This is a genomic window from Arthrobacter sp. AZCC_0090 (assembly GCF_014207375.1).
In the GTDB taxonomy this organism is placed as follows: Bacteria; Actinomycetota; Actinomycetes; order Actinomycetales; family Micrococcaceae; genus Arthrobacter.
Window position 1 is genome coordinate 25,029 of sequence record NZ_JACHEE010000011.1, and the last position, 13,877, is coordinate 38,905.

12 protein-coding genes and 1 tRNA gene are annotated in these 13,877 nt (G+C 62.5%); 5 read left to right on the forward strand and 8 right to left on the reverse strand.

Going from position 1 to position 13,877, the window contains the following annotated elements:
• Positions 1-1,118: 1,118 nt before the first annotated feature.
• Positions 1,119-3,383: a DUF4855 domain-containing protein gene (locus HNP00_RS16760; protein WP_184740865.1), complete on the forward strand. Its 2,265-nt coding sequence runs from the start codon at positions 1,119-1,121 to the stop codon at positions 3,381-3,383.
• A gap of 73 nt (positions 3,384-3,456) precedes the next feature.
• Here the strand turns inward: HNP00_RS16760 and HNP00_RS16765 are convergent, their stop codons facing one another.
• From HNP00_RS16765 to HNP00_RS16790, 6 genes are all read right to left on the reverse strand, one after another.
• A complete protein-coding gene (locus tag HNP00_RS16765; RefSeq protein ID WP_184740866.1) occupies positions 3,457-4,296 on the reverse strand; it encodes an aldo/keto reductase in 840 nt (279 codons plus the stop codon).
• Positions 4,297-4,397: 101 nt separating this feature from the next.
• Positions 4,398-4,865, reverse strand: coding sequence for a hypothetical protein (locus HNP00_RS16770; RefSeq protein WP_184740867.1), 468 nt, complete (start codon positions 4,863-4,865; stop codon positions 4,398-4,400).
• A gap of 8 nt (positions 4,866-4,873) precedes the next feature.
• Complete coding sequence (locus HNP00_RS16775) at positions 4,874-5,521, reverse strand: bacterial proteasome activator family protein (protein WP_184740868.1); 648 nt, start codon at positions 5,519-5,521, stop codon at positions 4,874-4,876.
• A 26-nt stretch (positions 5,522-5,547) separates the two neighbouring features.
• On the reverse strand, positions 5,548-6,015 hold the full coding sequence (locus tag HNP00_RS16780) for a GNAT family N-acetyltransferase (protein ID WP_184740869.1): 468 nt from the start codon (positions 6,013-6,015) through the stop codon (positions 5,548-5,550).
• A 25-nt stretch (positions 6,016-6,040) separates the two neighbouring features.
• Positions 6,041-6,622 carry a PadR family transcriptional regulator gene (locus HNP00_RS16785; protein ID WP_184740870.1) on the reverse strand — a complete coding sequence of 194 codons (582 nt, stop codon included), beginning with the start codon at positions 6,620-6,622 and terminating at the stop codon, positions 6,041-6,043.
• A 31-nt stretch (positions 6,623-6,653) separates the two neighbouring features.
• Complete coding sequence (locus HNP00_RS16790) at positions 6,654-7,637, reverse strand: NAD(P)H-quinone oxidoreductase (RefSeq protein WP_184740871.1); 984 nt, start codon at positions 7,635-7,637, stop codon at positions 6,654-6,656.
• A gap of 113 nt (positions 7,638-7,750) precedes the next feature.
• On the opposite strand from HNP00_RS16790, the gene HNP00_RS16795 reads away from it, so the two are divergent.
• Positions 7,751-7,838 (forward strand) — tRNA-Ser (locus HNP00_RS16795).
• 186 nt (positions 7,839-8,024) lie between these two features.
• On the opposite strand, the gene nirD is transcribed toward HNP00_RS16795, so the two are convergent.
• The gene (gene nirD, locus HNP00_RS16800) at positions 8,025-8,393 is read right to left on the reverse strand and encodes a nitrite reductase small subunit NirD (RefSeq protein WP_184740872.1); all 369 of its coding nucleotides are present in this window, start codon (positions 8,391-8,393) and stop codon (positions 8,025-8,027) included.
• Positions 8,394-8,672: 279 nt separating this feature from the next.
• On the opposite strand from nirD, the gene nirB reads away from it, so the two are divergent.
• On the forward strand, positions 8,673-11,294 hold the full coding sequence (nirB, locus tag HNP00_RS16805; protein ID WP_184740873.1) for a nitrite reductase large subunit NirB: 2,622 nt from the start codon (positions 8,673-8,675) through the stop codon (positions 11,292-11,294).
• Between the two features lie 20 nt (positions 11,295-11,314).
• On the opposite strand, the gene HNP00_RS16810 is transcribed toward nirB, so the two are convergent.
• Positions 11,315-11,767 carry a potassium channel family protein gene (locus HNP00_RS16810; RefSeq protein WP_260405027.1) on the reverse strand — a complete coding sequence of 151 codons (453 nt, stop codon included), beginning with the start codon at positions 11,765-11,767 and terminating at the stop codon, positions 11,315-11,317.
• Positions 11,768-11,968: 201 nt separating this feature from the next.
• On the opposite strand from HNP00_RS16810, the gene HNP00_RS16815 reads away from it, so the two are divergent.
• Positions 11,969-12,847: an undecaprenyl-diphosphate phosphatase gene (locus HNP00_RS16815; RefSeq protein WP_184740874.1), complete on the forward strand. Its 879-nt coding sequence runs from the start codon at positions 11,969-11,971 to the stop codon at positions 12,845-12,847.
• Positions 12,848-12,957: 110 nt separating this feature from the next.
• Positions 12,958-13,737: a VOC family protein gene (locus tag HNP00_RS16820; RefSeq protein ID WP_184740875.1), complete on the forward strand. Its 780-nt coding sequence runs from the start codon at positions 12,958-12,960 to the stop codon at positions 13,735-13,737.
• Positions 13,738-13,877 lie beyond the last annotated feature (140 nt).

Genomic DNA, 13,877 nt, shown 5'->3' on the forward strand with positions numbered 1-13,877 from the left:
CCGTCTGCTATGGCACGGCCGTCATCGCCGGGTGGCATGTAGGAACTTCCAGAGTTCGCGAGAGCCAGACGGGAACTGGCTCCAAGGATCACCTGACTGGACCTGAGTACCCTCTTTAATCACCGTATCGGCATGATTCGTACTTGTCAGTTCACCGGGTACGCTCAGCCATCCGACGCTCAAGAGGATTGCCAAGACAAATGATAGGCGGTGCTGAGCAACGCCACTCTGAGTATTTTGAGCCGGCATGGTTCCCTACGATTCTTACAATTCGTGGGCGCCCCCGACGGCGAACCGAAAAAGATGCGGCTGCTAAAGACCAATTCAACTCAACTCAAATATACTGCGGGGCAGCGGCGTTGCCTATGGACCTCGGCCGCCTTCGATGCGCCACATCGGTGACCAAAATGACAGGCGCCCCGGAGAAGCGGTCCGAGAAGGCGTTTAGCCCGCTGGTCGAGCCGGGACCATAATCGAACCGCCCAAGAACGCGGGCAACCTGCAGGGCTATCCAACGTTACGCATATGGGGTCAAGGATCCGTTCTCGAAACAACAGCTTCGAGAGCCACGAGGGTGAGCCCAACCCAAAAACCGCCATGCCGGAATGACAAGGTCAGGTCACATAGCTCTTCCGAAGCTTCGCAGGCAGTGCCACTATATGAATCACGCGCGAAGATGTTTGATTTTCGACAAAAGCGGCTGTCCTGGTCTCAAAGTTTCTTCCCAAGCAGCCGTCATTCCGGGCCGCGGTCGCCATGACCGGTTCGAGGTTCTGATCAATATCGCCATCGGGTTCAACCCGAACCCGACCACATCAACGGCAATGAATTTCTCCTCGTCAACTGAACCGGCACTGGGCGGACCGGCACACAAAGAACGGGGGCATGGGAAGGCGAGCCCTCCCTGCACTCGCGCAGAAGGATGACCGCACTCCACCCGCGCCGGCATCCGAAAGGACGTCATGAACTCGCACCGGAAACCCCGGTTTCGTTTCATCAAGCGCGCGGCGATCCTGGCCGCTGTATTGACCGTCTCCCCGATTCTGCCGATGGCCGCCGCGGAACCATTGCGGAACCCTATGATTTCCCTTCCAATCCCTCCAGTTGCTTGGGGGTGGATGAAAACGAGTCTCATTTACTCAAATGCGGGACGGACGGACCGTCAATGGCAGCAGAACCTCGTAGGGGTCGACTCCTCCGGAAACCTCGGAACGTACCAGCTGTTTGACAGCTATGTCCTCCTCCAGTCCTCTATCAATGGCAAAGATCTTGCCTACAGCGAGCTGAACGCTTCGGATCTCACTGCCCTCCTCGACCAGCAGTTCGCAGATGCCACCAAGCTGGACCGGGCCGCGCGTTCCCTCGGCCAGAGAGTCCAGCTCGGGCTGAGCATGCCTTGGATCAGCAACCAAATGTGGTTTGACATCCCTGGCTACGGATCGGTGAACACTGCCAATCCAGCAGACCGGGACAAAGTCAGCGATTGGTACCTCGGGAAGCTCATCGACAGGGCCCGAAATGCGGGCTGGACAAACACGTCCCTCTCAGCCATTTACTACCAGCGTGAAGACATCATTGGCGCCCGTGGCGACCCTGGCCTTGTTACACACATGAACCAGACAATCAAAGCGCAGGGCCTGACGTCCGTGTGGATCCCCTACTACGACTCGCCCAATAGGCTGAACGGCGAAGCCCTAGGCTTCAATCGGGTCATCATCCAACCGTCATACGCCTTCAAGGGAAGGGAAGACAACGGCACAGTCACCGCAGCTCGGCTGAGTGCCTTCGCGGAGACGGTCAAAGGCACCAACATCGGCATGGAATACGAAATCCGCGAACAAGGGGGGACCGACTACAGTGCGGCCGTTGCCCACCAGTACCTCGCTGTCTCCCAGGAAACAGGGCTCGACACGAAACCCCAGGCCTTCTTCCACGGCGAAACGAATCTCTTTGATCGCGTTTCAGGACAATCTTCGGCAGCACCCAGCATGTGGCGGGCCTACCAGGACCTGACGGGCTACCTGCGCGGGGCGAGAATCAGCAACCTTGACCGCACCATCAATTTCGCCCCCACCGGGATCACGTCCCAGTCATCAACGTTCGTCCTGGCGCCCGGAGAAAACACCGTCCGGTTGGATTTCAAGGATGCCGGAACAGGATCAACCCAACGATGGGCCGGAACCTTGGGGCTGACTTCCTTTGATGCGGCGGGGAAAACTTTGGGTACCAGTTATGCGGCCACCCAAGGGTTCAGCGAACTCGATGGCACTTTCCGCTCGGTGATGGTTCCAGTGGCGCAGGCAAACAAGGCCGTCAAGGCGACGGTAGCGATCACCCCCGCGATCACGGGGACGCAAAACCTCACGCAGCCAAAGCTCCTGGCGTCTTCCTATGAGCCTTTCGGTGTTCCGTCAACGGGGCAGTTGGTCTTCTCGTCCAGCAACGACGAAACCGCCGCCCAGTTCAGTGATGCAGTGGTGGTTACCGCCGGCTGGGGCAAGGGGAAGCTCACCGATGGCACCAAGTCCACCGACGGGAGCTGGTGGGGGTCCAACGCCGACCGTCTCGTCGGCTGGTCACAGGCCGAAGTCACCATGATCATCGATCTTGGCAAGGACACCCAACTCTCCTCCTTCAACGTCGATACCCACCAGGACAGCCTTGCGGGGGTCAGTTGGCCGAATAACCTGGCGGCACTGGCTACGAACATCCCTCTCGGGTTCACAGGCCCACAGACCGGTACAGCAGCTCCCGGATACCCCGCGCAGGCTTTTCCAGGACAGCGGCCGGCCGTCGCCGGGACTGCTGCCTTCTATGACACAATGTCGGGACGTTTCGCCTCTGGTGCACACGGCCGCTACGTGTCAGTGTCCTTGAGTGCGTCGGGGTGGGCCTTGCTTGATGAGGTCCGAATACTTGACGGTACTGGAAAGAACGTTGCGCAAGGCGCGTCGTACGCGCTCCTGACCAAGCCTCGGAGCAGCACGGGCGGGTACCGAAACACCGGCACCGGGCTGGCCGACGGCACTGTGCCGGCGGCCTTCAATTTCAGCCAGTTCACGGGGTTCGAACGGAACCGCACGCAGTGGCTGCAGGCGGCCCTCACGGTGCCGGCCAACATGGCCACGGCCCGCCTGTGGCTCAACAACGACAACGCACGGGGCGTCTCCGTGCCGAAAAACGCCACTTTCGATTGGAAGGACGCGGCAGGCGTCTGGCGAGCTGGAGGCCCGGTCACGGTGAAAACAGCGTGCGACGGCACACCAATCCCCTGCGCGGATCTGTCGCTTCCCAACCAGGTGATCTCCGCATTTCGGATCAACCTTCCCCAGGAAGCCGGTGGCTGGACAATGATCAGTGAGGTCACGGCCACCCGACGATAAGCATGAAAACGCCCCGCACTTGCTGGGCGGGTGCCAGCAAGCGCGGGGCCTTCACATCGAAACTTCCGAGCGGCTACGCGAAGTCGGAAACCGCCGGGTCCGGTCCGATCCGGCCTTCGACTCCGCGGTCCAGGCCGTTGATGGCCTCGACGTCGGCTTCATCCAAGGTGACGCCAAGTGCTGCGAAATTTTCCTGGATCCGGGACTCGGTCACGGACTTGGGGATCACGACGTTGCCGATCGCCAGATGCCAGGCGATGACTATCTGCGCGGGGGTGGCGCCGTGCTTGGCGGCGATCTGGGCGATGGTGGAGTTCCCAAGGAGCTCGCCGCCCTGGCCCAAAGGCGACCAGGCCTGGGTCAGGATGCCCTGGGAAGCATCGAACTCCCGGAGTTCGGCCTGGTTGAAGAACGGGTGCAGCTCAATCTGGTGGATCGCCGGAACCACGCCGGTCTCATCGATCAGGCGCTGCAGGCCCTCTTTGCTGAAGTTGGAGACGCCGATGGACTTGACGCGTCCGCGCTTCTGGAGCTCAATGAGCGCCTTCCAGGTGTCCACGAACTTGTCCTGCTTGGGCTGCATCCAGTGGATCAGGTACAGGTCAAGGGTTTCCAGGCCGAGGCGATTCATGGATTCTTCGAAAGCAGCGAGAGTGGACTCGTAGCCTTGGTCCGCGTTCCACAGCTTGGTGGTGATGAAGATTTCCTCGGGCTTGAGGCCGGAGGATGCGATGGCGCGTCCCACGCCCGCCTCGTTGCCGTAGATCTTGGCGGTATCGATGTGGCGGTAGCCAGCGTCGAAGGCCTGCCGCACCACCTTTTCGGCTACATCGTCCTCAACCTGCCACACCCCGTAGCCGAGCTGGGGAATGGTGTTGCCGTCATTAAAAGTAAGGTTCGGTGACGAAGTCATGGCTTCCATCCTGCCAGCCGCGCACACCGGGTGGCTACGGATTCCGAGGTCCCTAAGCTAGGCGCTTAATCGTTGTCATGTGGGAATAGACGCGCCTGCACCTATTCTTGGGTTCGCAGAGAGTCGGTCTGGGCCCTCAGCAGCCGCTCCGCTTCGTCCACATGTTCGTAGACCGCTTCGGCGCGCCGTCGCACCGAAACCGCTCCCACCGGGACGGGCCCGACGGCGAGACGCAGCATAGCGGCCGCCTCCGCCGTCGTAGCAAGAGAGTTCCCTGCTTTGGACAATGCGCGATGCACGCCTGCGAGCGACCCAGGAATGTCCAGTCCGTCACTGGGTGCCTGAAGCTGCGCCTCGACGCAGACGGCACGCACCCTGGAAGACAAGTCCGCCAATTCATTGGCAATGACCACGAGTTCGACGTAGAGCTGTTCGTCTTCTACGCCCTCAAGCACCTGGTGGTACCGGTCAAGGCCGCGGTGGAAGCGGTCGTGAGCGCGCCTCCACAATCCTTTGCCAAGTTCAGCATCGTCCTTCCGCCCCTGCCGGACGGCCCCAAAGAATCCCAATCCAGTGCTCAGAGGTATTGACCAGGGTGGCGGTCCGGCTCGTCAACGCGGGGAGGTTTGCCCGGTTCCTTTTCCGTACCGGGAAGGTGGGCTCGCTGCGGCTCGCCATTCTCGCCAATAACGACGCCCGGGGCGATCATGGTTCCGGGCGGCAGTTGGCGAAGCTGCAACTGGGCGACAGCATGCTCCCGTGCTGCCTGCTGGGCAGCAATGGCTGTCTGGATTCCGTGGAACAATCCTTCGAGCCAACCCACCAGCTGGGCCTGTGCGATCCGGAGCTCGGCGTCGGACGGTGTGGCGTTTTCAGGGAAGGGGAGGCTGATGCGCTCCAGCTCTTCCACAAGTTCCGGAGCGAGGCCCTCTTCGAGCTCTTTGATGGAGCGTTCGTGGATCTCGGCGAGGCGTCCGCGCGCAGCCTCGTCCAAGGGGGCGCTCTTCACTTCTTCAAGCAGCTGGCGGATCATGGTGCCGATCCGCATGACTTTGGCGGGTTCATCGACGAGGTCCTGCAGGGTGCTGCCCTTCTTGGCGCCAGCCCCTGGCTTCGGGCCCACTTCGGTTGTGCTCTCCGCCGTGCCAGCGTCCAAGGTTGTGCCCTCCACCGGGATATCGTCAAAGCTCTCGCCACTGGGTTGAGTGTCGTCCTGATCGCTCATGCGTTCATACTCTCACGGGCCGCAACTCAGCCCAGAGCCTTGACCAGTATTTCGCCTTCGTCCTTAGCGAAACCACATTTTTCATAGAAGCCCGTGGCATAAACGTTGGCCGGCACCCAGACTTCCTCCATCCCATGCGCCCGCATCCACTCCTCCATGACCGCCAGGAGGGACCGGCCGATACCGCGGTGGCGCCAATCCGTGTGTGTGCCCATTTCCATGAGAAGCAGTTCGGCCCACGGTCCGGCGTTGCGGCGTCGTTGAATGCAGCAGTGAAGGAACCCAACTGTCCCGTCACCGAACTCAGCCAGCCAGAACAGCACGGAAGGGTCACCCAAAAAGGAGCGGGCGGCGTCGTGCGTCAACGCGCCTGACGGCTCGACTGAAGGATCCTCGTCAAACAAATTGTCCGTCTCCGCGAGGCGAATCAGGGCGTCGGCGTCGTTGGGATTAAGCAGCCGGATCCGAACGTCAGCATTCGTGAATGTTGCCATGCCAGAACCTCCCCTGAGAAGCAGTCTATGAGGTGGGCGTCCCGTTGCCACGGGAGGTTCCTGCCATGCCGTTGCTGGCGCCGTTGGCCTGCTGGACCATTCGGGCCTCGCAGAGATCCAGCCAGCGGGCCTCGGCCTCGGCATGGAAGATCAGGGAATCCAGGACGAGCACCTTGGCTGTATCGGTCACTCTCTGGTTGGCGGCCACGTCCTTGCGGGTTTGGGTGAGTTCCTGCAGTTCCTGCAAGGAAATCTCACGTTGGGCCTGGATGAGCGCGGTGACGTCTGTGCCCGCCGTCGTGACGGCCAGTGCCAGTTTGATGGCCAGTTCGTTCCTCGGTGGAACTCCCCGCTCCACCGAGGTTGCGAACCATCGGCGGACTTCGGCTGTCCCGGCGTCGGTGATGCTGTAAAGCACGTGGCCATGGCCGTCGTCGCCGTTCCTCCGAACCAAAGCGTCACGCTCCAGCCGGTTCAGTGTGGTGTACACCTGTCCGATGTTCAGCGGCCAGACGGCTCCCGTGCGTTCCTCGAAGGCCGCGCGAAGCTGATAACCATAGCGGGGCTGCTCCTGGAGCAATGCCAGGATGCTGTACCGGATGGACATTGCTCTCCTCCTTGCGGCCGGTTCGGCGGATTTAAAGCAGTAGCAGGACTTTGCCCATGTGCTCGCCGGAATCGAAGTACTCGTGGGCTTCGCGGACCTGTTCCAAGGGGAACGACTTGGCCACGAACGGCTTGATCCGGCCGTCGGCCAGCATCGGCCACACCGATTCGCGGACGGCGTTCATGATGACACCCTTTTCCGCAACGGGCCGCGGGCGGAGCGCTGTGCCGATGATCGCCGCGCGTTTGCTGAGCAGCTGGCCGAGGTTGAGCTCGCCTTTGGTGCCACCCTGCAGCCCGATCACCACCAGCCGGCCGTAGTCCGCGAGCGCTTCCACGTTCTGCTGCAGGTATTTGGCGCCGACGACGTCGAGAATCACGTCCGCGCCCTTGCCACCGTTTTGCGCCTTGAGGCTTACCGCGAAATCCTCTTCGGCGTAATTGATGGCAATGTCGGCCCCGAGGAAAGCTTTTGCGGTTCCGACCTTTTCGGCCGTTCCGGCCGTCGCAGCGACCGTAGCACCGCAGGCCTTGGCGAGTTGGATGGCCATGGTGCCGATGCCGCCAGTGGCGCCATGGATCAGCACCGTCTCACCCGCTTGCAGTTGCGCAGTCATGATGAGGTTCGAGTACACCGTCGCGGCTACCTCAGGCAAGGACGCGGCGGTGACCAGGTCCACGCCGTCGGGCAATCGCAAAACCTGCTCCGCCGGGACGGCAACCTGCTGTGCGTAGCCGCCACCCGAAAGCAAGGCCACTACCTTGTCTCCCACGGAGAACGGCTTGCTCACATCGGGCCCGAACGCGGCAATCCTGCCGGAGACCTCAAGGCCGGGAATTTCGGACGCTCCCTGCGGCGGAGGATAGAAACCGCGGCGCTGCTGGACATCGGCCCTGTTGAGACCGGCGGCGACGACGTCGATGAGAACCTCGCCGGGGCCGGGAACCGGAGCGGGGACCTCACGGACCTCGAGAACCTCGGGCCCGCCCGGTTCGGAGATGTAGACGGCTTTCATAAGTGCTCCCGATTCCTTGCTCAGCGCAATTGGCCTTTCGGACACCTTAGTTGGGTTAATCGCGGCGCCGGGTTTTTGGCACAGCCAACTCCCTATGAAACACTACTAGGCAGGGAAGGTTGTCCGAGCGGCCTAAGGAGCTGGTCTTGAAAACCAGTGTGCGGTAACCCCGCACCAAGGGTTCAAATCCCTTACCTTCCGCGTGGCGCGACGATCGCGCAGCTCAGAGGCCGGTTCGTGCGAATCTTTGGATTCCACGGCCGGCCTCTTTTGCGTTAATTTAGGCGGGTTTGGGGTTGCCCCCCGTTGCTGAGTATCGCTAAGAAACGCCAACGGCCGGTTCCGCGGGCGGAACCGGCCAGAATCGGCGTCGGGAGCTGAAGCAGTCTAGACGGCTACTTCGACGTATCCGTCCACCAGACGGGTGGCGTAGCTTGCGAGCCGCAGTTCGGGGTTGGTGAAGCATTCGCCGGTTTCGAGGTCGTAGACCTCTTTGTGCAGCGGCGACGCGATGGTGGGACGGCTGCCCCGGGAACCGACGATTCCCCGCGCCATGACGTTGGACAGCGTTGCCGGGTCCTGCTGGGATACCGCCAGGACCTCATCCGGCGTGGTGCGGAAAAGTGCTACTTGCTTGCCTCCGACCAGGGCAGCTTCGCCCCAAGCCGGTTCCAGCTCGTCGATTGCGCAGACGCGGTGCCAGCCGGACGCGGTCGGTGCGCCCATCAGTTTTTCCCGATCCAGAATTACGGTCATTTCAGCCCCTATCGCTTAGCCTGCCGGTCGGGGGGATCCAATTCCGCCGTCCGGCACGGGCCGTGTGCGGCCACAACTTCACGGTAGGCCCGCCATGTTTCGCCCGAAGGCAATCAATGTGTCCTGCTCGTAAAGGAGACCTCACATCACCGCAATCCTCACCGTGATGCCGAAGTTAAGCTTCCGAAACAAAGGGGAAACTGACGCGAAACTGCGTGTCTTTAGTCTGAAGTGACAAGTCGCGGATGACGGTTCTGCGGCACATGCGAAAGGCCGCCAGTGACCGGACATACTTCCCCTTCAGAGAACCCGCGCCGCATTATTGTCGCGGGCGGAGGCCCTGCGGCCCACCGTTTTGCCGATGCCATGCATACCCGCGGTCTCGAGGGCTGGCACGTCACTGTCCTGACCGAGGAAGCGCATCTTCCCTATGACCGGGTCACGCTGAGCAAAGCGCTCATCGAGGTGGACTACGACCTCACCCTCGGACACGCGTCGATGTGGGACCACGATGCTTTGGATCTGCGCACCGGCGAGCGTGTGGTCAGGATCAACCCCGATGCCAAGTCCGTGGAAACCGCGTCCGGCAACAGCTACGAATACGACGCCCTCGTGGTCGCAACGGGCTCGAATGCCGCCCGCCTGCCCATCCCGGGCGCCCAGCACACACATGTCTACCGCACGCTCGAAGACGTCTGGGCCATCAACGAGGCCATCACACGGCTCACGGAGAAGCTTGGCCGCAAGGTTAACGCCGTCACCATCGGCGGCGGTCTCCTCGGCCTCGAATCGGCCGCAGGCACGGAGCGGTTGGGCGCCACCCCGATCGTCATCGACGGCGCGTCCTGGCTGATGGCCACCCAGCTCGACGAAGGCGCGGGCCAGGCACTGGGCCGCCTCATCAAAGACAAAGGCTTCGAAATCCACGGCGGTGTGTTCCCTTCCGAAGTATTGTCCGACGACGACGGCCAGGTCACCGGAGTCCTCATGGCCGACGGCCGCATCATCGACGCCGACATCGTGATCGTCGCGATCGGGGTCAGGCCGCGCGATGAGCTCTTCCGTGCAGCGGAGGGCGAGGAACAGGTCTTCACGCTGGGCCAGCGCGGCGGTGTTGTCATTTCCGACGGTTGCGAAACCGAGATCCCGGGCATCTTCGCCATCGGCGAGGTGGCGAACTTCGGCGGGATGTGCCTGGGTCTTGTGGCCCCGGCGAACACGATGGCCGAGATCGTGGCCGACCGGCTGCACGGCGGACAAGCGACGTTTGCGGGCTTCGACACCGCCACCAAGCTCAAGCTCTCCGGCGTGGACGTTGCGAGCTTCGGCGACGCCTTCGCCAGGACCGAACACTCCCTCGAAATCGTCTACGCCGACCCGGCACGGGGCGTGTACCAGAAGATCGTCACCACCGACGACGCCAAGACCCTCCTCGGCGGCATCTTCGTCGGCGACGCCACCCCCTACATGAGCCTGCGCCCCCTGCTCGGCCGCGAGCTCCCCGCCGAACCCGGCGCCTACTTGACCGCCGCCGGCGGCGGCGAAGCACCCGAAACCGAACTGCCCGACGATGCGATCCTGTGCTCCTGCAACAACGTCCCCGCCGGGAGCATCCGCGACGCCGTCAACGGCTGCGGCTCCTGCGAGGGCAACGCCCCGGTCCGGGAACTGGGCGAACTGAAGACCTGCACGCGCGCCGGCACCCAGTGCGGTTCGTGCGTGCCGATGCTCAAGAAACTCCTCGAAGGCGAGCTGAAGAAGTCCGGCATCGAGGTCTCCAAAGCCCTCTGCGAGCACTTCAGCCTCTCCCGCCAGGAACTCTTCGACGCGATCCGCGTCCTGGAACTGGACTCCTTTGAAGACATCCTGGCCAAATACGGCACCGGCGCCGGCTGCGATATCTGCAAACCGACCATCGCGTCCATCCTGGCGTCGCAGCATTCCGCGTACGTGCTCGACGCCGGCCGCGGGACCCTGCAGGACACCAACGACCGCGCCCTGGCCAACATGCAAAAGGACGGCACCTACTCCGTGGTCCCCCGCATCCCGGGTGGGGAGATTACGCCCGACAAACTCGTCGTCATCGGCACGATCGCGAAGAAGTACGGTCTGTACACGAAAATCACCGGCGGGCAGCGGATCGACATGTTCGGCGCCCGCCTCGAACAACTCCCACTCATCTGGGGCGAGCTCATTGACGCAGGCATGGAGTCCGGCCAGGCGTACGGCAAGAGCCTGCGCACGGTGAAATCCTGCGTGGGATCCACCTGGTGCCGCTTCGGCGTCCTCGACTCCGTGGCCATGGCCATCAACCTTGAACTGCGCTACCGCGGACTGCGCAGCCCGCACAAACTCAAAATGGGCGTCTCCGGCTGCGCCCGCGAATGCGCCGAAGCCCGCGGCAAGGACGTCGGCGTGATCGCGACTTCGGAAGGCTGGAACCTCTATGTCGGCGGCAACGGCGGCGCGAACCCCGCCCACGCCCAGCTCCTCGCCGGCGGCTTGGACGACGAGACCCTGGTGAAGTACATCGATCGCTACTTCATGTACTACATCCGCACCGCGGACCGCCTCCAGCGCACCGCCCGCTGGCAGGAAGAACTCGACGGCGGCCTCGAGCACGTGCGCCAGGTGGTCGTCGAGGACTCGCTGGGCATCGCTGACGAGCTCGAGGCCGCCATGGCCAAGCACGTCGAGTCCTACGAGGACGAGTGGGCCGCGACCCTGCAGGACCCGGAACGGCTCCGCCGCTTCCGCTCCTTCGTCAACGCCCCCGAGCAGGAAGACGAGGCCATCGTCTTTGTCCCCGAACGCGGCCAGATCCGCCCCGCCACCAACGAGGAAAAAGGCGGCGTCTTGATTTCTTCCGCGAGCATCCCTGTCCGCGGAAGCGAGGACTAAGAACGCGCCTCCACGGCGAGCTACGGCGACGGCGAGTGGTCGTTGCGGGCTCCGACCACGCCGCCCTCTAGCTCGCCGTCGGGGTTTTCCAAAAGCGCGCTTAGGCGCTCGACCTGCTCGGTCAACCGGTGAATCTCCTGCCTCATGGGCTCCTCCGCGACAGTCGCGGCAACCGCAGCTCCCGAGGAGACCTGTTCAACGAGCCACGAGGCAACCGAGGCGGTCACGACGCCCAAGACAGCGATTCCACAAACCATCAAACCCCCGGCGACGCAACGGCCCACAATCGTCACCGGATAGTGGTCTCCGTAGCCCACGGTGGTGATCGTGACCATTGCCCACCAGATGGCGTCGCCAAAGTTGGTGATGTTGGCCCCCGCTGCGTTCTCTTCCGCGTCAAGTACGGCGAGCGCACCGCAGTAGCTCAGGAGGGCGGCGGAGCCGAGAACAAGAGTGAGGATGCGGCCCCGCATGGGTCAACAATTGAGGTTGGCGATTACCTGGAACGAGTAGGCCACCAGAAACAGCACTGCTGTCGCCACCATTGGCCATTCGGACACCTGCCTCCATCGTTCTTGCGTCATCCGTCGATACTAGCCATGGTCGGGTTACACCCTGCCTTCTCCCAGCAAACGTTCACCTCGCAGTAACGGGTGCTGGCTAGGATCGAACCCATGATTAACATGATCCAGGCCATCGTCATGGGCCTGCTGCAGGGAATCACTGAGCTCTTCCCGATTTCCAGCCTCGGCCACAGCGTCATCCTGCCCAAACTCTTCGGTTGGGGCCTGGACCAGAAAGCTCCGGAATTCCTGAATTTCCTCATATCCACCCATTTGGCTACAGCGGTTGTGCTGTTCTTCTTCTTCCTTCGGGACTGGATTGACATCGCCAAGGGGCTTGGCCGTTCCATCCGGGACAGGAAGATTGCGCCGTCAGACACCTACGCGAAGCTCGGCTGGCTCCTTGTCGTTGGTACCGTGCCTGCCGGAATCATCGGCTTGGTCCTGGAAAAGCCCATCAGGAACCTCTTTGGTTCCCCACTGATCGCTGCCGCCTTCCTGGTGGTCAACGGACTTGTCCTTTTTGCGGCCGAGCGCCTGCGGACCCGGGATAGCCGCCGCGCTGCTGCGCAGCCCGCCACTGCAACGGCTTCCGACGCCGAAATTGCCACCTTGTCGTGGAAGCGTGCCTTGGGAATCGGAACGGCCCAGGCTGCCGCCCTGATCCCGGGAATCTCCCGCTCCGGCTCGTCAATGGCCGGCGCCTTGCTGTCCGGACTGAACAACGAGAATGCCGCACGGTTCAGCTTCCTGCTGGCGACACCCATCATCGGCGCTGCCGCGCTGCTCAAGCTTCCCGAACTCTTCACACCGGCTATGGCCGACGCGCGCGGGGTGTTCCTGGTGGGGGCACTGTGCGCGGGTGTCGCCGCATGGTTCGCCACTAAGTTCCTGCTTCGTTTCTTCGAAACGCGCACCCTGACGCCGTTCGCCATTTACTCGGTGGTGGGCGGTGCGATCTACTTCGTCCTGATGCTCGTCATGGGATAAGACCCGGCAAAGGCATTGAAACTGTCAGAGGCCACGCATAGGGTTCTGTTTGTCTCCACCACCCACTCATGAAACCGTGGCAACACCGCGGTAACGACACAGGAGCAAACATGCCCACGCCTGACATCACCCCCGGCTCACCTTGCTGGATCGACCTGATGACCTCGGACCCGGAGAAGGCAAAGTCCTTCTACAACACGCTCTTCGGCTGGACCTTCGAGACCGGAGACCAGGAAAAGTACGGCGGTTACATCACGGCCTCGAAGGACGGCAAGATGGTGGCCGGGATCATGCAGAAGCAGGAAGACATGGGCCAGATGCCCGATGTCTGGTCCACCTACCTGCGCACCGATGACATCAAGGCGACCACTGAAGCGGCCGTCGCCAACGGCGGCCAGGTCTACATGGAACCCATGGAAGTGCCGGACCAGGGGACCATGGCCATGTACGCGGATTCCTCCGGAGCAGCCATCGGTGCCTGGCAGTTCGGCGAGATGAAGGGCTATCAGCTGGCTGCCGAAACAGGCGCACCTGCTTGGCACGAGCTCTTCGCCAAGGAGTACGACTCTGCGGTTTCCTTCTACCAGAAGGTCTTCGGCTGGGAAACGACCGTCGTGGGCGACACCCCCGAGTTCCGCTACACCACACTCGGGGCGGGCGACGACTCCAAGGCCGGCATCATGGATGCTTCCGGTTTCCTCCCGGCCGAGGTGCCGTCCTACTGGGGGGTCTATTTCGCCGTGGACAAGGTCGATGCCACCATCGAGCAGGCCGTCTCCCTAGGCGCTACCATCGTCCAGGCCGCTGAAGACACTCCCTACGGGCGGATGGCCACCCTGACCGACCCGACGGGTGCGATCTTCAAGCTCATCGAAAACCAGGCCTCATAAGCCCACACCACCACGGACCCTGCCGGCCGGAGTTGGCCAGCAACGGCCGGCACCGCCGGCAGGGTTCTTTCGCCAGCGTCGGGGGATCCGCTGGAGCCTTCCACTCGCACAGGTCCCCACGGAGCATCCGTGGGGACCTT

Coding starts and splice junctions, on each gene's coding strand:
- HNP00_RS16780 (WP_184740869.1), bottom strand. CDS start 6,015: ATGGCAACATTCACGAATGCTGACGTTCGGATCCGGCTGCTTAATCCC.
- HNP00_RS16810 (WP_260405027.1), bottom strand. CDS start 11,767: ATGCGGGGCCGCATCCTCACTCTTGTTCTCGGCTCCGCCGCCCTCCTG.
- HNP00_RS16760 (WP_184740865.1), top strand. CDS start 1,119: ATGAAAACGAGTCTCATTTACTCAAATGCGGGACGGACGGACCGTCAA.
- HNP00_RS16820 (WP_184740875.1), top strand. CDS start 12,958: ATGCCCACGCCTGACATCACCCCCGGCTCACCTTGCTGGATCGACCTG.
- HNP00_RS16775 (WP_184740868.1), bottom strand. CDS start 5,521: ATGAGCGATCAGGACGACACTCAACCCAGTGGCGAGAGCTTTGACGAT.
- HNP00_RS16815 (WP_184740874.1), top strand. CDS start 11,969: ATGATTAACATGATCCAGGCCATCGTCATGGGCCTGCTGCAGGGAATC.
- HNP00_RS16785 (WP_184740870.1), bottom strand. CDS start 6,622: ATGTCCATCCGGTACAGCATCCTGGCATTGCTCCAGGAGCAGCCCCGC.
- HNP00_RS16790 (WP_184740871.1), bottom strand. CDS start 7,637: ATGAAAGCCGTCTACATCTCCGAACCGGGCGGGCCCGAGGTTCTCGAG.
- nirD (WP_184740872.1), bottom strand. CDS start 8,393: ATGACCGTAATTCTGGATCGGGAAAAACTGATGGGCGCACCGACCGCG.
- HNP00_RS16765 (WP_184740866.1), bottom strand. CDS start 4,296: ATGACTTCGTCACCGAACCTTACTTTTAATGACGGCAACACCATTCCC.